A 19592-nucleotide genomic window follows, 5' to 3' on the forward strand; every position below is an offset into this window, starting at 1 on the left:
CGGAATGGCCGCTTTTTTTACCCTGTGATCTCATCATGGTGATCAAAGAAATGCTGCTTTCCTATTTTGTGAAAAAGACCTGTTTTATGCAGCAGCTCCTTCGGCTGTGATTGCAATCCCACAATCATCAGCTTTCCGTTGTGGCGTTTAATCCTGTTCATAATGTTCCCCAGCACGGCTTCAGCCGACGTATCCATGTAGTGCACCTTATTCATCAGCAGAATAAGAGTCTTCGGCTTTTTCTGTACATGCTCCAGCAGTGAAGATTCGAGCGAATCAATTGACCCGAAAAACAGCGGCCCTTCTATGGCATACATGCTGACAGACGGGTCTTTTCTCTTCGCCAGAACAGGATGCGATTCCTGATTGTGGATGCGGGTCGCTTCGCTCATTCTTCTGATAAAAAACACAAACGCGAGCAGCAATCCGGTTGCCACACCAATGATTAAGTCAAACAGAACCGTAAGGACAAAGGTTGCCGCCAAAATAATGGAATCAGCGTTTTTCAGCCTCAGCATGTTCGCGACTTCCTTGCGTTCACTCATGTTCCATGCGACAACCATGAGAATCGGCGCCATGCTGGCAAGCGGCACGTGAGACGCATAAGGCGCAAATACGAGCAGGACAAGAAGAACGACTACACCGTGAACGACGCCGGACACGGGGGAAGCCGCCCCGTTTTTAATATTGGTTGCCGTTCTGGCGATCGCTCCTGTTGCCGGGATTCCGCCGAACAGCGGCGCAGCCATATTCGCAATCCCTTGGCCGACAAGCTCTTTGTTGCTGTCATGCTTTGAGCCCTTCATGTTATCAGCGACCATCGCGGACAGAATAGATTCAAGGCCGCCAAGAAGCGCGATGACAAGCGCTGGCGGAAACAGCATAACCATTTTATCCAGTGTAAGCTCCGGGAACTGAAATTCCGGCAAATGGCGGGGAATGTCTCCATATGTTGACCCGATTGTCGCCATGCGGTCAGGGAAAAAGACAACCGCGACCAGTGTGGAAATAAGAAGCGCCAATAAAGCACCCGGTACTTTAGGCATCACTTTGGCGGATACAAGCAAAATGACGAGCCCGATGACTGCTGTCAAAATGGCATACATGTTAAAGGTACCGAGCTTCTGGGCAATTTCAAACATGTTGTGATGAAAATTCTCATGTTTTTCAACATTTTTCAAACCGAAAAAATTAGCGATCTGCTCAGTAAAGATCAATACGGCAATTCCGGCTGTAAAACCGACGATAACGGGTTTCGGCACAAACTTCATAATTTTTCCGAGCTTAAACAGCCCGAACAGCACCAGCATGATCCCTGCCATAAACCCTGCGATCAGCAGGTTCTCCAAGCCGTACTGCATGATAATGCCGAATAGAATGGGGACAAAGGCGCCAGTCGGACCGCCGATTTGATATTTGGATCCTCCAAACAAAGAAATACAAATCCCTGCCACTACAACAGTGTACAGCCCGTATTCAGGCTCGACTCCCGAGGCAATGGCAAACGCCATCCCTAAAGGAATTGCCACGACACCTACTACAATCCCTGCGATCAAGTCTTTCTGAAATTTCTGTAAATTATACCCCTTGAATCTCCCTGAGAATCGCATATTTTGCTATAACCTCCCTTATGGATGTGTGTTTATAAGCTCAGTTTCATAACCGTTAATGATCACATCAAGTTTTCCTGTTTCAGGATGAATGACAAGCCCGTGCACCGGGACTTTCTTCGGCAGAAGCGGATGGTTCTTGATCAGATTCACACTGTGGGAAACGCTTTCTTCTACGCTGTGAAAACCAGTCAGCCATGATTTCAAATCAAGTCCGGCGCTCGACAGCAAATTCAGGCAGCTTTCATCCACGCCTCGTTCCTTTGCTTTCTCAAGAATCGAAGACGCATTTAATCCGGACATCCCGCATTCATGGTGGCCGACAATGCACACCGCTTCAGCCTGCAACTCATAAATCGCCACCAGTATGCTTCGCATCACACTTCCAAATGGGTGAGAAACGATGGCTCCCGCATTTTTAACAATTTTAGCATCGCCGTTTTTAAGCCCCATTGCTTGCGGAAGAAGTTCTGTGAGCCTTGTATCCATACAGGTGACAATAACGAGCTTTTTTGAAGGAAATTTTGTCGTTTTGTACGGTTCATACTTCTTCTCTCTGACAAACCGCTGATTGTGTTCCAAAATTGATGTTAAAGAAACCATTTGATTCATCTCCCATCCATATGATTTTGCAAGCCTTCTTTCCCAGCTTACAGTAAGGAATTATAGCATAGGAACACACCGTGAAAAGGCTTTCAAAAAAAGACACTATAAATGGACGGTAAAATCAAAACATACACATTTATATCTTTCAAAGATAATAAAATTTATATTTATTGAATCCCATAATCTGGTCCCTCTCGCATACTGATGATTTGTCTGACAAAAAATATAGGTGAATTCAGATAATTAAAAAACTTATTTAAGCGAATGAAGCTGTTTATTCAATTTCAATAACAATTTTAAGTTCAAAAGAACCAGAAATTAAAAAGAACGCAGCTATATTTTTAACAACTATTTATTTCCGATATAATAAAATAGACAACAGCCATAAAGGGGGAGCCTTGTTGAAACCATTTGTATTGATCACAAAACCGATTCCTGAAGAGATTGAAGCATTCATCGGTGAACATTGCCGTTATGAAATATGGAAGGAGGATACACTTCCGAATGACGTGCTTTTCAAAAAACTAAAAGATGCAGAAGGTCTTTTAACGTCAGGAACGTCCGGACCGTCAATCAATCGTGAATTGCTTGAACACGCGCCTAAGCTCAAAGTGGTCAGCAACCAATCCGTAGGCTACGATAACTTCGATATAGAAGCAATGAGAGAAAAAGGAGTCGTCGGGACTCATACACCTTATACACTGGATGACACAGTCGCGGATCTTGCCTTTTCACTGATTCTATCTTCCGCAAGACGTGTTGCCGAACTGGACCGTTTCGTCAGAGCGGGAAAATGGGGAACGGTTGAAGAAGAAGCGCTTTTCGGCATTGATGTACATCATCAAACGTTAGGCATTATCGGCATGGGACGAATCGGCGAACAAGCAGCGAGACGCGCCAAATTCGGCTTCGATATGGAAGTGCTTTACCATAACCGCCATCGCAAACAAGAAATGGAAGACAGCATCGGCGTTAAGTACGCTGAGCTTGATACATTGCTCAAGCAATCTGATTTTATTCTGCTTATTACACCGCTGACTGATGAAACGTATCACATGATAGGAGAGCGCGAATTTAAAATGATGAAGGATTCAGCAATTTTCGTCAATATTTCCCGGGGAAAGACCGTTGATGAAAAAGCACTGATTCGCGCTCTTCAAGAAGGCTGGATTTGGGGAGCCGGCTTAGATGTATTCGAAAAAGAACCAGTCACACAAGATAACCCTCTTCTACAGCTGGATAACGTTACGCTGCTTCCGCATATCGGTTCAGCAACAGCAAAGGTGCGCTTCAACATGTGCAAACAGGCCGCCGAAAATATGATCGCAGCGATCCAAGGACAAACACCGAAAAATCTCACTAGAGAATTTCAGTAATAGAAAACATCCGGTCTGACGCAGACCGGATGTTAAGATGAAATATGCCGCAGAACAGCACGCTTATAGATGCGGCGGGTGACAAGATAATAGACCGCCTGAAATACAAAATAAATGCAGATGACCAGCACGGCCTCCAGAAATAAATTTGAATTCAGCATATTGCTTAACGCTGCATACGCAAAACCCGCGTGAATAGCACCCGCGATAAATGGGATGAAGAATAAAAATCCGATTTGCTTTCCAAGAATGGAGTGAATCTCTTTGTCCGTAATCCCTATCCTCTTTAACGCTAACACCTGTACTCTCGTATCTTCTATTTCCGTAAACATCCGCAAATACAGCATGCTTCCTTGGACAATAAAAAACAGCACACTGACAAACATTCCAATAAACAGTGTTAATGCCACGGCCTGCTTTATCACTTGATAGCCTGGCGCCCGCGTTTGAAAATCAGACCGATGTTCTTTTGGCACCATGCCTTCAAGCTTTTTCGAAACGTCCACTGTTTCCGTCCAATGCTCAAGCTCATAGCCTATGACTCTCGTCTGCTCCTTCAGCGGCACTTCCTGAGTGAGGCTGTCAAAGCTTTTTTCGCTGACGACCAATAAGCGGCTGATTTCTCCAACCGGCATCAGGATGCCTTGGTTTCGCTGTTTCTTCATGACATAGGAAAGCGATTTTCCTGATTTCATATGAAATGCTGCTTTTTCTCCTGCTCCGAATGTGTCTTTGATCATCATCTGAAACGCAACATTAATAAACGCTTCCTGATCCTGTAAATGAATAACCGGATACCCTTTTTCCTTTGCGATTTGGTTATACGTGTTCTCTGAAATCAGCAAGGCCCCGGCCTTCGCTTTTCTGTTCCCAAACGGCAGGTCTGTTTCAAATGTGACAGGTATCCCTGTGGCATTCACCTTGTACTTAATCTCAGCATCTGCTTGTTTCAGTGTGCTTTCCGCTGTCTTAGGCTCCATCACCTGAAAACGGGAAGCATCTTTCTCCACCCAGGAAACAGATTGGGGAATGCTTTGCTCCTCCTGCCTTTGCAAATCGGAATAAAACATATAAATGACACCTGTAGCTGTGAGTATAACCGCTGTAATAATAGAGGTTAAAAACAGCATGCGGGCGTGATCCTTCAGCCGGAAGATCATGTTGGAACGCACAATGATGTTTGTGCCCTTATAGAAACTATGTTTTTTTTGGTACAGCATACGGAAAAATGCCACACTGCTTTGGGTAAAAAAGAAATACGTGCCAATCAACACCAAAATCAGAATCGGAAAAACCCGAAACACCATGTCAATCGCATTTGCACTCGCAGCGAGATAATAACCGCCGCCGAGACACAGCACCGACAGCACAGTAAGCCATTTCGAATAGGCCGGCAAGCTTTTCGGTTTTTGGGCGGATTTTATCAGCTCAATGATTTCCAGCTTGCGAATCCGCCACAGCGATAAAATGAGCAGCGTCTGAAACAGGATGAGAAAGCCCGCAGCCGTCAGCACAAATGATTTCGGCACAATGACAAACGAAATCGGCACCTTCACACTGAGCATCCATGTCATGATCATAAAAAACAGCTTTGAAAATAACAGCCCTGCTCCAATGCCGGCCGCAATCGCTGCTAAAGAAATGAGAGACTGTTCATAATAAATCATCTTGCGCAGCTGCTGCTTTGATGTACCGAACAGCGTCAGCAGCCCAAACTCTTTCTTTCTCGCCTGCAAAAACGCCGAATTGGAATATGAGATAAAAAATATACAAAACACAATGATCACGATAAGAGCCGCGCTCAAGCATGTTTTGACAAGACTTCCGCCATATACATTGTCTTCATTGACATCAGGGTGAAAAATAAAAGATGTGAACACAAAAAACACCGAAACGGCAAATACACAGCTTAAAAAGTAGGCAACATACCGTTGGAGATTCCCGAGAATGTTTTTACGAGCGATGGTTCTCAAATTCATGAAAATCGCCTCCCAACACACTCAAGGTATCCAATATACTTTGATAAAACACCTGCTGGTTTGTCCCTCTGCGAATCTCTGAAAAGAAACGGCCGTCTTTAATAAACACAATCCGTTTACAGAAGCTTGCCGCTGTGGCATCATGCGTGACCAATAAAATCGTCGCTTCCTTTTCTTCATTCAGCTGGGCCAGCGTGTTCATCACTTGCTTTGCCGATTTTGAATCAAGGTTTCCTGTCGGTTCATCGGCAAGAATGAGCGCCGGGTTGTGAATAATGGCCCTGGCACAGGCTGCCCGCTGCTGCTGTCCGCCCGACACCTCGTAGGTACGGTGGTCAAGAATATGCTTGATTTGCAGCGTATCTGCAAGTTCATCCAGACGGGCTTCCATTTCTCTCAGCTTAACCTTGTCCAATGCGAGCGGCAGCAGGATATTTTCCCGAATCGTCAAGGTATCCAGCAGATTAAAATCCTGAAAGACGAAGCCAAGTTCTCTTCTGCGAAACAGGGCCAGGTCTTGATCCTTTAACGTTTTCGGCTGAATGCCGTTGATCATCATCTCACCCTCAGTCGGCTTATCAATGGTCGCCAGCAAATTCAGAAGCGTGGTTTTTCCGCTCCCCGACGGTCCCATAATCCCGACAAATTCTCCTTTCGCCACACTGAGATCAAAGCCGCTGAGCGCTTGGTATGATATCGTTCCTTTATTTGAATAGTACGTTTTTGACAGGTTCGTTGTCTGTAACACGTTCATGTTCTGCTCCTCCTTTTTCTTTATTATAAAAAGGAAGTCAGCAGCCTCCCATCGAACTTTCTTGCAAATCCGCTCTCTAACCTTACAATGCTGTCACATTCACCAAGGTGTCACTTGAAAACACGATCGTCATCACAGTGCCCGCCCCTTCTTTTGATTCCGCATACAGCTGATGGCCTAGCCGGCTGCACACCTGCTTTGCCAAATAAAGGCCCATTCCCGTTGCCTCTGTCATGCTTCGTCCGTTGTCTCCGGTGAAAAATGCGTCAAAAATCCGCGGCAGATCTTGCGGCGGTATACCGATGCCTTCATCAGCAACAGACAGGCGCGTCTCATGTCCCTCTGTTTCAATCCGGATTGTAATATGTTCGCCCACACCTTGCTTTGAATATTTCAAGGCGTTGAAAAGAAGCTGCTCCACAACAAAGGAAAGCCATTTTTGATCACTGGCAATCTGAACGGCATTTGGCGGTGCATGTAATTTTGGAAAAAGGCGCCGCTTGATAAACTGCCGTTTTTCTTGATTAATAAGTGAACGGACCAGCTCTGCCAAATCCAAGGTTTGCGGTTTCACATCGAACGCAAATTCCTCCAGTCTGGCTGTTTGCAGCATCATATCAAGACCATGGCGAAATCTCTCATTTTCATCCTCCAGTTCCTCTAAAAAGGTCGGAAAAGAAGAAGCGGTTCCGTTTTTTCCTTCCTGAATCATTAAGGAAATGACAGAAACCGGTGTTTTCATATGATGGACCCATTGATTGGTGAAAGTATAATGCTGTTTTTGCTGATTGATATATTGTGAGAGCCTGCCTTCGTATTGCTGCCCGAGTGCGTTAACCATTTTCGTCCAAAGCGCCTGTTCTCGCGTTCTTGGCTTTCGGGCCTTCAAAGACTGTCCGATGTCATTTGCAGCAGACGCTTGTTCCGCAAGCTTTTTGACATATGTCAGGAAGGAAAATTGCCGGATATAATCAGCAGCTAAGCCGGCAGCTAAAAAAGCACCCGGCAAAATCCATATGTAAATCATATTTTCCGCGGAAGGTGTTGCGCCGCTTTCTATGATGCTTAAATAAGCAATCAGCATGCTGGTCCCTATCCCTAATAATGAAAATAAAATAATGGCGAAACGGTCAATGAGATAAGTTTTTAACACTCCGGTTCATCCTTCCGATTGACTTGAAATTGATAGCCTTGTCCTCTTATCGTAGAAATGCAATCCTTCAGACCGGCATTCTCCAGTTTTCTCCGCAGCCGGTTTACATTGACCGTTAACGTATTGTCATCAACAAAATCAACATCATCCCATAAAGCCTCCAGTAGTTCATCACGGGAGACGATTTTTTTGTGCTCCCTCACGAAAATCGATAGGAGCTGAAATTCTTTTTGTGAAAACAAGATGCGGGTGCTGTTCCACTCGGCCTCATTCTGATCAGGATAAATCGTCAGCCCGCCAAGCTCTACTATTCTTGATTCCTGTGGCAAAGAGGGCGAGTATTCACCATATGTGCGGCGCAGGACACTCTTGATCTTGGCCATCACCACCTCTAAATGGAACGGCTTGGTGATATAATCATCACCGCCATTTTCAATCGCCATCACCTGATTCAGCTCATCAGTCCGCGCTGATATAAAAATAATCGGCGCATTGGAAATGGTGCGGATTTGCCTGCACCAATAAAACCCGTCAAAAAAAGGCAGGTTGATATCAAGCAGCACAAGATCCGGCTTCATTTCCGCAAATTCCAATTTTATATCATTCAGCTGTTCAGCTATTTTCACTTCATATCCGTATTTGTGAAGATGACCGCCAAGCATAGAAGCAATCCGCTCATCATCTTCCACAAGCAAAATCCGATACACGTTTATCCCCCTTACTGTACTTCGAGATCATTTTTCTAGAAGATTCCAAAATTATTATAGCATGTAGAAGAATCGTAAATCGGTCTTTTTCTCTATTCATTATGATAGAATAAAAAAGGAAAATTTTTCATTTTAGAGAGGTGTCATTATGAAGAAAATCATACTCTTTGTGACCATTACGTCTATTCTTTCGGCATGTCAGGCCAACTATACCGGGGAATACATAGAAATTGGGGATTCACTGACTGAATACGGAAAAAAATGCTTTAAAGAGAATCAAATTCCATACCACTACGAAAAGGGAAAACTGTCTGTCCCGGAAGATGCATTTGATGCTGTCATCAATACATGTTCATAAGAAAAAGCTTGCAGACAGCCTGCAAGCTTTTCATGTTACAAAAAATGAGTATTTAATTTCTCTTCAAATTCTGAAGGGGCAATGTCACTTTTTTGACCTTCTCCGCCGTTTTCATGAATCGTGAAATGGCGGTCTGACATGACCATCCGTCCATTTGGCGTCAGCTTTGAGGCGAGCGGTGATTTGTTAAAAGGAGATTTTTCATGAGAGTGAATCATGTCCTTCATATCATCTAAATCACTCGGATCGCTCTCTTTAAGGGTAAAGGCGTAACCGATTTGCCAGCCTTCCCCCTTGTCCATCAGCAGAACATGGCTGCCCATTTCTGTTTCTTTTTCTATGATTCGGAATGCCCCGACGGGTGACTGTACTGTTTCTCCGGAAAACGGTATCGGCTGGAGCGCCAGGTTGATGCCGAATCCGGTATCAACGAGGTAATCGCCTTTTTCCGCAGACAGCCATACAGCAGCATGCGTCCTTTCTAGTGCCCATCCCTCTTGATTGCCTGCATAAACCGTTCCTCGAATGAGCTTCACGTGAAACCCAGCCTCACGCAAGACAAAATAAAGGAAACCATTTAAATCGTAGCATAAGCCGCCGTGCTGATCTTTGACCAGACGTTGCCATAGCTCTTCTTTTGTTATCTTATAATTCTCTTTTGCAAGCACGGCTCGGTTTTCAAATGGAAAACGGTATGCCATTGCTTTGAGAAAAAGGGGAAGATCATTGAAGCTGACATGGTCTTTCTCCCAGCCGATTTTCTGGAAGCATTCTTTTAGAAAATCACTCATCTTTATCACCTAAACTTCTTCTTGAACGTAAGCAGCCAGTTTTTCCAGCGCCTCTTGTTCGTCTTCTCCCTGGGCAATCAAGGTAACCTCAGTGCCTGTGCTTACCGCAAGGCTCATCAGCCCCATGATGCTTTTTGCGTTTACTTTTTTCCCATCCTTCTCAAGAAACACATCTGACGTAAACCGGTTTGCTTCTTGTACAAACAAAGCAGCAGGACGCGCCTGCAGTCCTGTCTTTAATCGAACTTCCACTTTCTGTTGAACCATAAGATCTCCCCTTTTCTTTACGGTTATTTTAAAGTGACGGTTTGCCCTGTCCGGAGCTGTTCTGCGATTTCGTCAAGTTTTCTGAGCCTGTGATTGATCCCTGATTTGCTGATTTTCCCGCTTGCTACCATTTCCCCCAGCTCTTTCAGCGTCACTTCCTGATAATCAATTCGCAGCTGCGCGATTTCCCGAAGTTTTTCAGGAAGCGCGTCCAGGCCGATTCTTTCATCGATGTATTTAATATTCTCGACCTGTCTGAGTGAAGCGCCGATCGTTTTGTTTAAGTTGGCTGTTTCACAATTGACGAGGCGGTTGACTGAATTTCTCATATCCCTGACGATTCTGACATCCTCAAATCGTAAAAGCGAATTGTGGGCGCCGATCACGTTCAGAAACTCAGTAATCTTTTCTGCCTCTTTCAAATAGGTGATATAGCCTTTTTTCCGCTCGAGCGTTTTGCTGTTTAGCTGAAACCCATTTAACAGGTCGCATAATGAATCATTATGCTCCTTATAAAGAGAGAAGATTTCTAAATGATACGAGGAGGTTTCCGGATTATTGACCGAACCTCCCGCCAAAAATGCCCCTCTCATATAGGAACGCTTGCAGCATCTCTTTTTGACCAGCTCTTCCGATATTCTTCGTTCAAACACAAAATTTTCCCCGAGTATTTTTAAATCCTCCAAGATCGCTTTTGCATTTTCTGAAAAACGCACAATATAGACGTTATTCTTTTTCAGCCGCATTTTCTTTCTGACCAGCAGCTCGACAGACACATCATATTGTTTTTTCAGCAATGTATAAATGCGGCGGGCAATCGCCGCGTTTTCAGTTTGAACATCAAGTACGAGATGGCGGTTTGAAAATGATAAAGCTCCATTCATCCGGATAAGCGCAGACAGCTCGGCCTTAATGCAGCAGTCTTTCACTTCCAGATTCGTTAATTCTTTTTTGGTTTCCGATGCAAATGACATATAGCCACCTCATTTCAAGGCTTCATTCTTTCAGTAAATCAACAAGAAGAGAGGCCACTTTATGTGTATCGTGACGAATTACGTCATTTTTATACGTTACAATTTGATCTCTGATGACTTCAAGCCCCATCGCTTTCAGTTCTTGGATATCAAAATCAACCGGACGCGCTGATTCCATTTCGTACTTACGTTTTATTTCGTCAGGAATGTCTTCACTGTTCACTAATATCGTATCAATAAAACCGCAGCCCATATGCTGATTGAGAGCTTTCACATGATCAGCAGCAGTGTAATGGAGCGTTTCTCCGGGCTGAGTCATCACATTGCAAATGTATACTTTTTTCGCCGGCGCCTTCACCACTTCTTCCCCGATTTTTGGGACGAGCAAATTGGGAAGAATGCTTGTATAGAGGCTTCCGGGACCGATAATAATCAAATCCGCTTCCCTGATCACGTCTATCGTTTCCGGCAGCGGATCAATCTGTTCAGGCGTAAGAAAAACACGCTTAATGCGCTGTCCATACGCCGGGATCGTGGACTCGCCTGAGACCACGCGGCCGTCTTCCATCTCAGCATGCAATACGACGCTGGTATTGGCAGCTGGCAAAACCTTTCCTCTTACATTCAGCACCTTGCTCATTTCTGTGACAGCGTGAAAAAAATCACCGGTTATATTTGTCATCGCTGCCAAAATCAAATTCCCGAGAGAATGTCCTGTTAAGTCATTCCCCTTATTGAAGCGGTGCTGAAAGAGATCTTCAACAAGCGGCTCCACATCCGATAAAGCGGCAAGCACATTTCTAATGTCTCCGGGAGGCGGAATTTTCAGTTCATTCCGCAGACGGCCAGAGCTTCCCCCATCATCAGCAACTGTTACAATGGCCGTGATGTCAACTGGTTTATGCTTTAAACCCCGAAGCAATACAGAAAGTCCCGTACCGCCGCCAAAGATCGCGATTTTCGGTTTTTGTTCCATCCTATTTCCGGCTTCTCTTTTCAATGTCCCGGTGAGTAACATGAGTATAGTAATCCTTTTTGAAATAAGCAGCTAAATTCTCGGCAAGTGTCACAGAGCGGTGCTGACCCCCTGTGCAGCCGATTGCAATGACGACCTGGCTTTTTCCTTCTCTTTTGTAAGATGGAAGCATAAAGCTCAGCAGATCGATTAATTTTTCATTGAACTTTTGCGTTTCATTCCACTTCATCACGTAAGAGGAAACCTCCTCATCCTTTCCAGTCAGCGGCCGCATGCTCTCAATATAGTAAGGATTCGGCAAAAATCTGACATCAAAGACGAGGTCTGCGTCAATCGGGATACCGTATTTAAAGCCAAATGACATGACATTTACGGTAAATGTTTCTCCTTGGTTTGACGCAAAGTGCTTTACGATTTTTTCGCGTAAATCACGCGGCTTCATGTCTGATGTATCATAAATGATTTGGGAGCGCCCTTTTAATTCCTCAAGCAGCTCACGTTCAAGCGCGATGCCTTCAAGCGGCAGACCAGTCACTGCCAGCGGATGCGAACGTCTCGTTTCTTTATATCTCGTGACGAGAATGGAATCCTTCGCGTCCAAGAATAAAATTCGCGGTGTGATCCACGGATTTTCCGCCATTTCATCCAGCGCTTCAATCAGCCGGTCGAAAAACTCGCGGCCGCGCAAATCCATCACGAGCGCAACCTTGCTCATTTTCGAATTTGATTCCTTCATCAGCTCTAAAAATTTCGGAAGCAATGAAGGCGGTAGATTATCGACACAGAAATAACCAAGATCTTCAAAGCTTTGAATGGCGACAGTTTTCCCCGCTCCCGACATTCCTGTTATAATGACAAGTTGAATATCATGTGATTCACTCACACTCATCTTTCTCCCCCCTGACTTGTCTTTCTATTTGATATGCTGCGGATCCAATCGATAACTGAGCAGCTCAAAATCCGGTGTATACGTAAACGTGCCGTGCAGCAGTCCTTGTCCCTTCATCATAAAATCAAGGATATGGCCGTCTCCCGGAGCCATAGGCAGGTTTTGAATGTCATTGACATCGTGCCATTGCAGTTTGCCCTCCTCTGATTCAGACACATTTTGCCCTGTATAAGAATCAGCGACAAACGTAAACATCATCCACTCAGAGACAATATGGTCACCGTCTTTAATAATAAAGGTAAAAACGCCTTTTAACTGAGGATTTATGATATAGATACCAGTCTCTTCTCTGTACTCTCTGATGACGGAGTCTCTGACTGATTCCCCGCTCTCCATCTTGCCTCCCGGCGCGACCCACCAGCCGCGTCTCGGCTTTTGAAGCAGAAGAACTTTGTCATCCGTCTGAAGAACACAATTTGTCACTCTTTGCAAGTACGTTCACCTAACCTTCTCGTCCTGTCATCGTCTCTTTATTATACCGTTTCAAGATGCCTCCCACAACGAAGAGACATTGACAATCTTTTCTTCTATTTTACAGCATATTCGTCTATCAGTTCAGATGATTTGCTGTATCTTCTATTTTTTGGACAAAAAAAGGACACGGATAACTGGAGAATCCGTGCCAAAAAAGTGTATTCATTATAAAAAGGGGGTCAATTACTTTATTAATCATACCCTATACGCATTACACAACTGTTACAGCGGAATTAAAACCCAGTAACGTAATGTGAAGCTCGTATGACAGTCCTTTTTATTTTAAGGTTTTCAGCGTTTCTTGGAGCTCTTCGACATAATGCTGTACGCTTTGTGCCGCAATACTTCCGTCTCCTGTAGCCGTTACAATTTGGCGCAGTGATTTTTCACGAATATCTCCGGCAGCGAAAATACCTTCAACCTTCGTTTCCATGCGGTCGTTTGTTTCGATATAGCCTTCTTCATTTGTAATGCCCAGATTTTCAAACGGTTTAGACAGAGGAAGCATGCCAACGTAAATGAATACGCCGTCTGTTTTGAATTCACTTTCTTCACCGGTTACCGTATCGACAAGTGTTACGTTACCGACTTTTCCGTTTTCCTCATGAATTTCCTTCACGGTTTTGTTCCACAGGAAGTCAACTTTTTCATTATCGAACGCTCTCGCTTGGAGAATGCTTTGCGCACGGAGTTTATCACGTCTGTGAACGATCGTTACTTTTGATGCGAAACGTGTCAGATACACACCTTCTTCAACTGCGGAGTCTCCGCCGCCGACAACGACAAGCTCTTTTCCTTTAAAGAAAGCGCCGTCACATACCGCACAATAAGATACACCGCGGCCGCCCAATTCTTTTTCGCCAGGTACGCCGATTTTTTTATACTCAGCACCCGCGGCAATAATCACAGCACGCGTTTTATATTCTTTTGAACCGGCTTTGACCACTTTGTACTCTTTGCCGTCAACGACTTCTTTAATATCGCCATAAGCGTATTCAGCACCGAATTTTTTCGCGTGTTCGAACATTTTGTTGGACAGCTCAGGTCCGAGAATGCTTTCGAATCCAGGATAGTTTTCTACATCTTCCGTATTGGCCATTTGTCCGCCGGGAATTCCTCTTTCAATCATTAATGTCGATAAATTCGCTCTTGATGTGTATACAGCGGCCGTCATCCCAGCAGGACCCGCGCCGATTATAATCACGTCATAAATTTTTTCTTCTGACACACTATTCACTCCTTAAACCGTCTTTTCAAGTTGGGGATCTTCCTTATTATATATTAAGAATCCCCATCTAACGTATTCCTTACCCATATCCTATAAAATCTGACTGTGATACGCTATTTTTTTGCTCATTTTTTTCTTATTAACGATTAAATGTATGTTAAAAGGGTATAGATGTTAATAAAGAAAGAGCCTTCTATTCAGAGAAGGCCCTTGTATTATTTATTATTGAACAACACGTCTTACATTGCCGTTAAAGTATTTTTTCCAGTAAGGATTATTCATAGAATCAATTGACACACCATGTGATGTATTGTCATTTAAGAATGTTCCATTTCCTAGATAAATACCAACGTGTCCATTCTTCTTGTAAGTATCGAAGAAAACTAAGTCTCCACGTTTCATTTCTGACGCGCTGACAGCTTGTCCTCTGCCAACTAACGTATCAGTTGTTGTTCCGCCGACAGGTCCAAGGTTTACACCTGCAGAAGCGTATGCCCAGCGTACGAATGATGAGCAGTCAAAAATACGATTGTCGATATCAGACTGACTGCGTCCGCCGCCAAATTGGTACGGAGATTTCCCGACGAGACTTGAGCCAACGCTGATCGCGCCTTCAATTCCGCCTGAGTTGCTAATGACAGTGCCGCCTGAATTGCTGTTTGAACTGCTGTGCTTCTTAGAAGATGAGCCGTTAGACGAACCGCTAGAAGAGTGATCTGAAGAATCATCATCAGATGAGCTGGCTTTTGCTGTTTCAGTTGTAGCCGTTTGGCTGTCGTCTGTTTGCGTTTCATCAGATGCTTTTTGAGCTTCTTCCTGCTTTTTGATTAAAGCAGCCGCAGCTTCTTGTTCTTTTTTGATGCGTGCTTGCTCAGCTTCCGTATCTGCTTTTTGATTTGCAAGTTCAGATGCTTCTGATTTCAATTCAGAAATCGCCGCAGCTGTTTTCTTCTGGCTGTCTTTTGCTTTGTCGAAAAGCTTATCTTTTTCATCTAGCTGTTTATCAAGGTCTTTTTGCATTGTTTCTAATTTCGCCAATGCAGCTTGAACTTCTTTCAGCTTGTCATTTAAATCGGCTTCAGAATCTTCCAACTTCGCTTTATCCTGCTCTTGCTGTTTGATTAAGTCTTTGTCTGCATCCACAATAGAGGAAACCGCAGTCGCGCGAGAGATAAAATCACCAAAGCTTGTTGATCCTAAAAGAACATCTATGTATCCTTGAGATCCGCCGCTTTCCTGTAAAGAACGAACGCGTTTTTTCAGGATTTCGTTACGCTTTTCAATGCGGGCTTCTGTTTCTTTAATCTCTTTTTTCAGTTTTTTGATTTCTTCTTTTGTTTTATCGTTTTCTTCTTTTTTATCTTCGATCTTGTTGCTTGTATCAAGCGCCTTAGCGTTAATGTCTTTCAATTCTTTTTCAATCTTTGATTGATTTTCCTGAAGATCAGTTAATTCTTTTTCCTTCGCTTCAATACTGGAAGCAACCTCAGATTGCTTGCTTTCGATTTTTTGTTTCTTTTCATCTAATGTTTCCGCCGATGCAGTTTTACTTGTAAATGGGATCAAAAAACTGCTTGTCCCGATGACGGAAGCCAAACCAAGTGTAATTAAACTCTTTCTCACTTTTTATATCCTCCCTTTTACTGTGAACCTGTTCTCATTTGGAATCGTATTTTGAACATCAAGTTTCGTTCCTCATACTCTACGAGGAATGATGGTTGTTTATGGTTAATTATTCTGTGCATCTCTTATTCTGGTTGTATAGCGTTTATTTCACATCATATGTAAAAAACACTAATTCCTTATGTACGAGAATCATTATACCATCAAGTTTCGACAAATTAGCGATAAATTTTATTACATTTGTGTTTCAAACAGATGTCAAGCCGCACACCATTTGTCATTTTTCTTAAACGAGCAAAAAAGCTGTCGATATTATTTTATCAATATAATCTACTAAATAAAGAAAGAGTCGATTCTGCAAATCGACTCTTCAAAATATTCTATTCTAGAATATCATCAATATATTTCATATATTTCGTCAAAGTGGCCGGAGAAATGCCGAATCGGGCCGCTGTGTCTTTTTTCGTGTCATGTTTGCCGTGAGCTTCTTTCCAAATATAGCAAATCGCCGCTGCCCAGCCCCTCTCATTTTTCAATGGAGCAGCTGCGCGGATTTGCTGGATGACATGAAACACCCAGCAGCTCATGACTTCTGTTTTCATCTCTTCTTTTTCAGCCCGCTCCAATAATTTGACGGTTTGATAGGCGAAAAGCGCATCCTCTGATACGTCAGGAGCCGCGGAATCTCCATTCAAAAGCAGCTTCACAAAATGATTTTCGAAAGGAGCAGTAATTCTCTTGGAGCGTATCACCGCTTCAAGATGCTCCGTTTCTCCCTTTGTGCTGCTGATATAATAAGCTGCGAGACGCTGTTCCACAGATGAGGGAAGTGCTTCCCTTCGCTCAATCCATGGCGCTGGGCGGTCTTCTCCGGGATATTGCGACTCGACCTTTCTCCAGATCGTCTCGGCAAAATCGGTATGTCCCGTAAAATAAGCTGAGCACGAGAGCCAGTAAAAGAATGTGTCGTCGCCTTCAAAGCCGGTTTTATATAATGATTTGAGCCATTTATATCCGATCTCGTAGCGGCCGACAAGTGCTAAAGTAGCACCCAGTTTATAGCGCTGCTCCAATAGCATCGGATAAACATTCGAAAGCTGATCGCTCAATTCCGCCACTTTTTCATCTTCTCTTTCATAATAGTAGAAAACGAGAAGATTGCATAAGGCGTGAAGGTTGCCTTCATTATGACTGAGCACTTGATAAGCTGTTTGCTTCGCTTTTACAATGTTGCCTGAATAGAAATAGGCAAGCGCCAGATTATTGTAGGCTGACCAAAGCTCCGGATATTCTGCTGTGATCTCCTCAAAGGCCGCAACCGCTTCAGCAAGCTGGCCGCTCTCCAGCAGTGACTTTGCCCGATCCTGCTTCACCAGCAATTCATCTTGATCGTATAAAGAATCTTCAGTCCCGCCGTCTCCTAAATCGAGCAATTCAAGCAGATTGTCGTTTTCATCAGCGAATTCACCGTCCGGATCCGCATCTAAATAAGCGGCCGCTTCTTTATACGCTTCTTGAAAAAGTCCCAGATGGGCGAAGTTATTCGCTTTAAAATAATGGCACTCCGGCATTTCGGTCTCCAGATTTGCCATAATATAATCCAGAAGATCGTTCGACTCTTGATATTGGCCCATTTCTGAATAAATGACCGCAAGCTGCGAAAGCATCTCTGAATCCTTCGGCTCCAAATGAACCGCGCGCTGAATCAGTTTGCTTGCCCGTTTCAGATTGCGCTCTTTATACGCCTTCAAGCCTTTATGAAAAAAATATTGTCCATCTTGAAGCAGTTGGACAATTTGTGCGTGATTTTTATGTTCAGAAGTGTGTTTTCCCACAACTACCCTCCGTTTTATACAATGTACCGTCAGTAGTATACCATAAATCGTCAGCCCCTCAATAGTTCAAAAGGAAGGATTGGGAAAAATCCCTCCGCTTTTTTACTGGCTGATTCGACCAAAATTTACCCGGCTTTGTTTTCTAAATCAGCGTTCATCTTCAGCTGCTGTTCAGCAAAATCTCTATATAAATCATGGGAAGCCATTAATTCATGATGTGTGCCCCGTCCGGTAATTTCTCCTTTTTCAACAAATAAAAGCTGGTCTGCGTCTACGACGGTGGATAAGCGGTGAGCAATAACAATCGTTGTGCGGCCCTCCATCAGCACCTCAAGCGCCTGCTGAACTGATTTTTCAGATTGACTGTCAAGGCTTGAAGTGGCTTCATCAAGCATAAGGATACTCGGATCACGAAGAAGCGCTCTCGCAATCGCGATTCTCTGCCTTTGTCCGCCTGACAGCATAATGCCGCGTTCCCCCACCTCTGTATCAAGCTGGTTCGGCAGCTCCTTGATAAAATTGAGCGCGTATGCCATCTCTGCGGCTTTTTCTACTTCGGCATCCGTTACATCTCGTTCTAATCCGTAGCAAATATTTTCTCTGATTGTCCCTGACATTAACGGACTTTCCTGTGACACATACCCGATGTGCTCACGCCATGATTCAAGCGAGTAAGTATCAACCGGCTCGCCCCCCAGCAGAATGGTCCCTGCAGTCGGAGAATAAAAACGTTCAAGCAATTTGAACAGCGTCGTTTTCCCGCCGCCGCTCGGACCGACAATGGCTGTTACTTTCCCTGCTTCAATGACGGCGCTGATCTCTTTCAAGATCAACTGACCAGGCTTATATCCAAATGACACACGATCAAGCTGTATAGGCTGATGTGCGTTTTCGATTTGTTTACCTGTGACTGTGTCCTCCTCTTCCTCTGCTAAAATCTCAATCATTCGTTCTGTTGCGCCGATTGATTTTTGCAGCTGTGTGAAGAACGTTGTAATTTGGCCCATCGGCATAATGATTTGAAACAAATATAAAATAAATGCCACGAGGGCTCCTGCAGTGAGCTCACCTGTGGACACCTGCATACCGCCATATCCGATGACTGCCACAAGCGCTGCCATTAATACAAGTGAAATAAGCGGGCCGACAAGCGACTGAACCTTGGCTTCGCGAACTCCCAGTTTAAATAATGAAGAAATCCCCATCTTCCCGCGCCCATATTCGACATCCTCCGCATTTGAAGCCTTAACGAGCCTGATTTCCGGGAGAATTTGATTCAGCAGGCCTGTAAAACGAGCTGTTTCATCCTGCGTTTCCCGGGAAATGGCGAACATCTTCCGGCCAATCGGCATTAAGATAAGAGCGGCCAGCGGAACGACTACTACCACAAGCAGCGTCAGCTTCCAGTTCATAATAAATAAGATGGTCAGTGATCCAATGACAGAAATGATGCCTGTAATAAATCCGCTGATATGGGTTGTGATCAGCTCTTTGACCACCATCGTATCATTCGTAACGCGGCTGATCGTTTCTCCGGAAGCATTGGTATCAAAATAAGAGACAGGAAGTTTAATTAATTTCTTCCATAATAAATCTCTCAGCCCAGAGATGATTTTTTGCCCGTTATAGTTAAGCGCATATGTGGCATAAGCGTTTAAACCGGCCTGCACGAAAAAAACCAGCGCAATGAGACCGATTTGCATGCTTGATAGATTTGACATAGAAAATCCATCAACAAGCTGCTTCGTTAATAATGGAATCAGCAGGCTGACCAGTGTGGTCACAATACTGAGAACCAGCGCAAAGGCAAGCTTGCCATAAGAAGGGTTTGTCTGCTTTACTAATGCAAAAAAGGGTTTCCATTTACTTTTCGATTTTTGTTGCTGGGTTGGCATATATTTTTCCTCCTGTTTCAGCGTTCAGGTTAAATAG

18 protein-coding genes are annotated in these 19592 nt (G+C 44.1%); 2 read left to right on the forward strand and 16 right to left on the reverse strand.

Going from position 1 to position 19592, the window contains the following annotated elements; genetic code table 11:
• Window positions 1-17: 17 nt before the first annotated feature.
• The gene (locus G4P54_RS17855) at window positions 18-1610 is read right to left on the reverse strand and encodes a SulP family inorganic anion transporter (RefSeq protein WP_167873406.1); all 1593 of its coding nucleotides are present in this window, start codon (window positions 1608-1610) and stop codon (window positions 18-20) included.
• 18 nt (window positions 1611-1628) lie between these two features.
• Entirely contained in the window at window positions 1629-2222 is a 594-nt protein-coding gene (locus G4P54_RS17860; RefSeq protein ID WP_081719758.1) for a beta-class carbonic anhydrase, read from the reverse strand.
• A 392-nt stretch (window positions 2223-2614) separates the two neighbouring features.
• On the opposite strand from G4P54_RS17860, the gene G4P54_RS17865 reads away from it, so the two are divergent.
• On the forward strand, window positions 2615-3592 hold the full coding sequence (locus G4P54_RS17865; protein ID WP_167873407.1) for a 2-hydroxyacid dehydrogenase: 978 nt from the start codon (window positions 2615-2617) through the stop codon (window positions 3590-3592).
• Between the two features lie 32 nt (window positions 3593-3624).
• On the opposite strand, the gene G4P54_RS17870 is transcribed toward G4P54_RS17865, so the two are convergent.
• The 4 genes from G4P54_RS17870 to psdR form a co-directional block, all read right to left on the reverse strand.
• Complete coding sequence (locus G4P54_RS17870; RefSeq protein WP_167873408.1) at window positions 3625-5571, reverse strand: ABC transporter permease; 1947 nt, start codon at window positions 5569-5571, stop codon at window positions 3625-3627.
• Window positions 5546-6325: a lantibiotic ABC transporter ATP-binding protein PsdA gene (gene psdA / locus G4P54_RS17875; protein WP_167873409.1), complete on the reverse strand. Its 780-nt coding sequence runs from the start codon at window positions 6323-6325 to the stop codon at window positions 5546-5548. Before psdA ends, G4P54_RS17870 begins: the two co-directional genes overlap by 26 nt.
• An 82-nt stretch (window positions 6326-6407) precedes the next feature.
• Window positions 6408-7478: a HAMP domain-containing histidine kinase gene (locus G4P54_RS17880; RefSeq protein WP_024713411.1), complete on the reverse strand. Its 1071-nt coding sequence runs from the start codon at window positions 7476-7478 to the stop codon at window positions 6408-6410.
• Window positions 7472-8185: a two-component system response regulator PsdR gene (psdR, locus tag G4P54_RS17885; RefSeq protein ID WP_024713410.1), complete on the reverse strand. Its 714-nt coding sequence runs from the start codon at window positions 8183-8185 to the stop codon at window positions 7472-7474. The genes G4P54_RS17880 and psdR overlap by 7 nt, the downstream gene beginning before the upstream one ends.
• A gap of 148 nt (window positions 8186-8333) precedes the next feature.
• On the opposite strand from psdR, the gene G4P54_RS17890 reads away from it, so the two are divergent.
• Complete coding sequence (locus G4P54_RS17890) at window positions 8334-8543, forward strand: membrane lipoprotein lipid attachment site-containing protein (RefSeq protein WP_167873410.1); 210 nt, start codon at window positions 8334-8336, stop codon at window positions 8541-8543.
• A gap of 35 nt (window positions 8544-8578) precedes the next feature.
• Here G4P54_RS17890 and G4P54_RS17895 read toward each other — a convergent pair whose 3' ends face one another.
• From G4P54_RS17895 to bmrA, 10 genes are all read right to left on the reverse strand, one after another.
• The gene (locus G4P54_RS17895; RefSeq protein WP_167873411.1) at window positions 8579-9343 is read right to left on the reverse strand and encodes an arylamine N-acetyltransferase family protein; all 765 of its coding nucleotides are present in this window, start codon (window positions 9341-9343) and stop codon (window positions 8579-8581) included.
• Window positions 9344-9601 carry an HPr family phosphocarrier protein gene (locus tag G4P54_RS17900; RefSeq protein WP_003219835.1) on the reverse strand — a complete coding sequence of 86 codons (258 nt, stop codon included), beginning with the start codon at window positions 9599-9601 and terminating at the stop codon, window positions 9344-9346.
• Window positions 9602-9624: 23 nt separating this feature from the next.
• Window positions 9625-10575, reverse strand: a complete 951-nt coding sequence (whiA, locus tag G4P54_RS17905) for a DNA-binding protein WhiA (protein ID WP_024713406.1) — start codon at window positions 10573-10575, stop codon at window positions 9625-9627.
• 22 nt (window positions 10576-10597) lie between these two features.
• The gene (gene mgfK / locus G4P54_RS17910) at window positions 10598-11551 is read right to left on the reverse strand and encodes a gluconeogenesis morphogenetic factor (RefSeq protein WP_024713405.1); all 954 of its coding nucleotides are present in this window, start codon (window positions 11549-11551) and stop codon (window positions 10598-10600) included.
• Window position 11552: 1 nt separating this feature from the next.
• Window positions 11553-12440, reverse strand: coding sequence for an RNase adapter RapZ (gene rapZ / locus G4P54_RS17915; RefSeq protein WP_024713404.1), 888 nt, complete (start codon window positions 12438-12440; stop codon window positions 11553-11555).
• 24 nt (window positions 12441-12464) lie between these two features.
• Window positions 12465-12932 carry an 8-oxo-dGTP diphosphatase gene (locus G4P54_RS17920; RefSeq protein ID WP_003235373.1) on the reverse strand — a complete coding sequence of 156 codons (468 nt, stop codon included), beginning with the start codon at window positions 12930-12932 and terminating at the stop codon, window positions 12465-12467.
• Window positions 12933-13251: 319 nt separating this feature from the next.
• Window positions 13252-14202: a thioredoxin-disulfide reductase gene (gene trxB / locus G4P54_RS17925; RefSeq protein ID WP_024713403.1), complete on the reverse strand. Its 951-nt coding sequence runs from the start codon at window positions 14200-14202 to the stop codon at window positions 13252-13254.
• 222 nt (window positions 14203-14424) lie between these two features.
• Window positions 14425-15825 (reverse strand): peptidoglycan DL-endopeptidase CwlO, encoded by a 1401-nt coding sequence (gene cwlO / locus G4P54_RS17930; RefSeq protein WP_167873412.1) that lies wholly within the window; start codon window positions 15823-15825, stop codon window positions 14425-14427.
• 380 nt (window positions 15826-16205) lie between these two features.
• Complete coding sequence (locus tag G4P54_RS17935) at window positions 16206-17660, reverse strand: tetratricopeptide repeat protein (RefSeq protein WP_167873413.1); 1455 nt, start codon at window positions 17658-17660, stop codon at window positions 16206-16208.
• A gap of 125 nt (window positions 17661-17785) precedes the next feature.
• Complete coding sequence (bmrA, locus tag G4P54_RS17940; protein ID WP_167873414.1) at window positions 17786-19555, reverse strand: multidrug resistance ABC transporter ATP-binding protein/permease BmrA; 1770 nt, start codon at window positions 19553-19555, stop codon at window positions 17786-17788.
• Between the last annotated feature and the right edge of the window lie 37 nt (window positions 19556-19592).

It is taken from the genome of Bacillus tequilensis, from assembly GCF_012225885.1.
GTDB classification, from domain to species: Bacteria; Bacillota; Bacilli; order Bacillales; family Bacillaceae; genus Bacillus; species Bacillus tequilensis.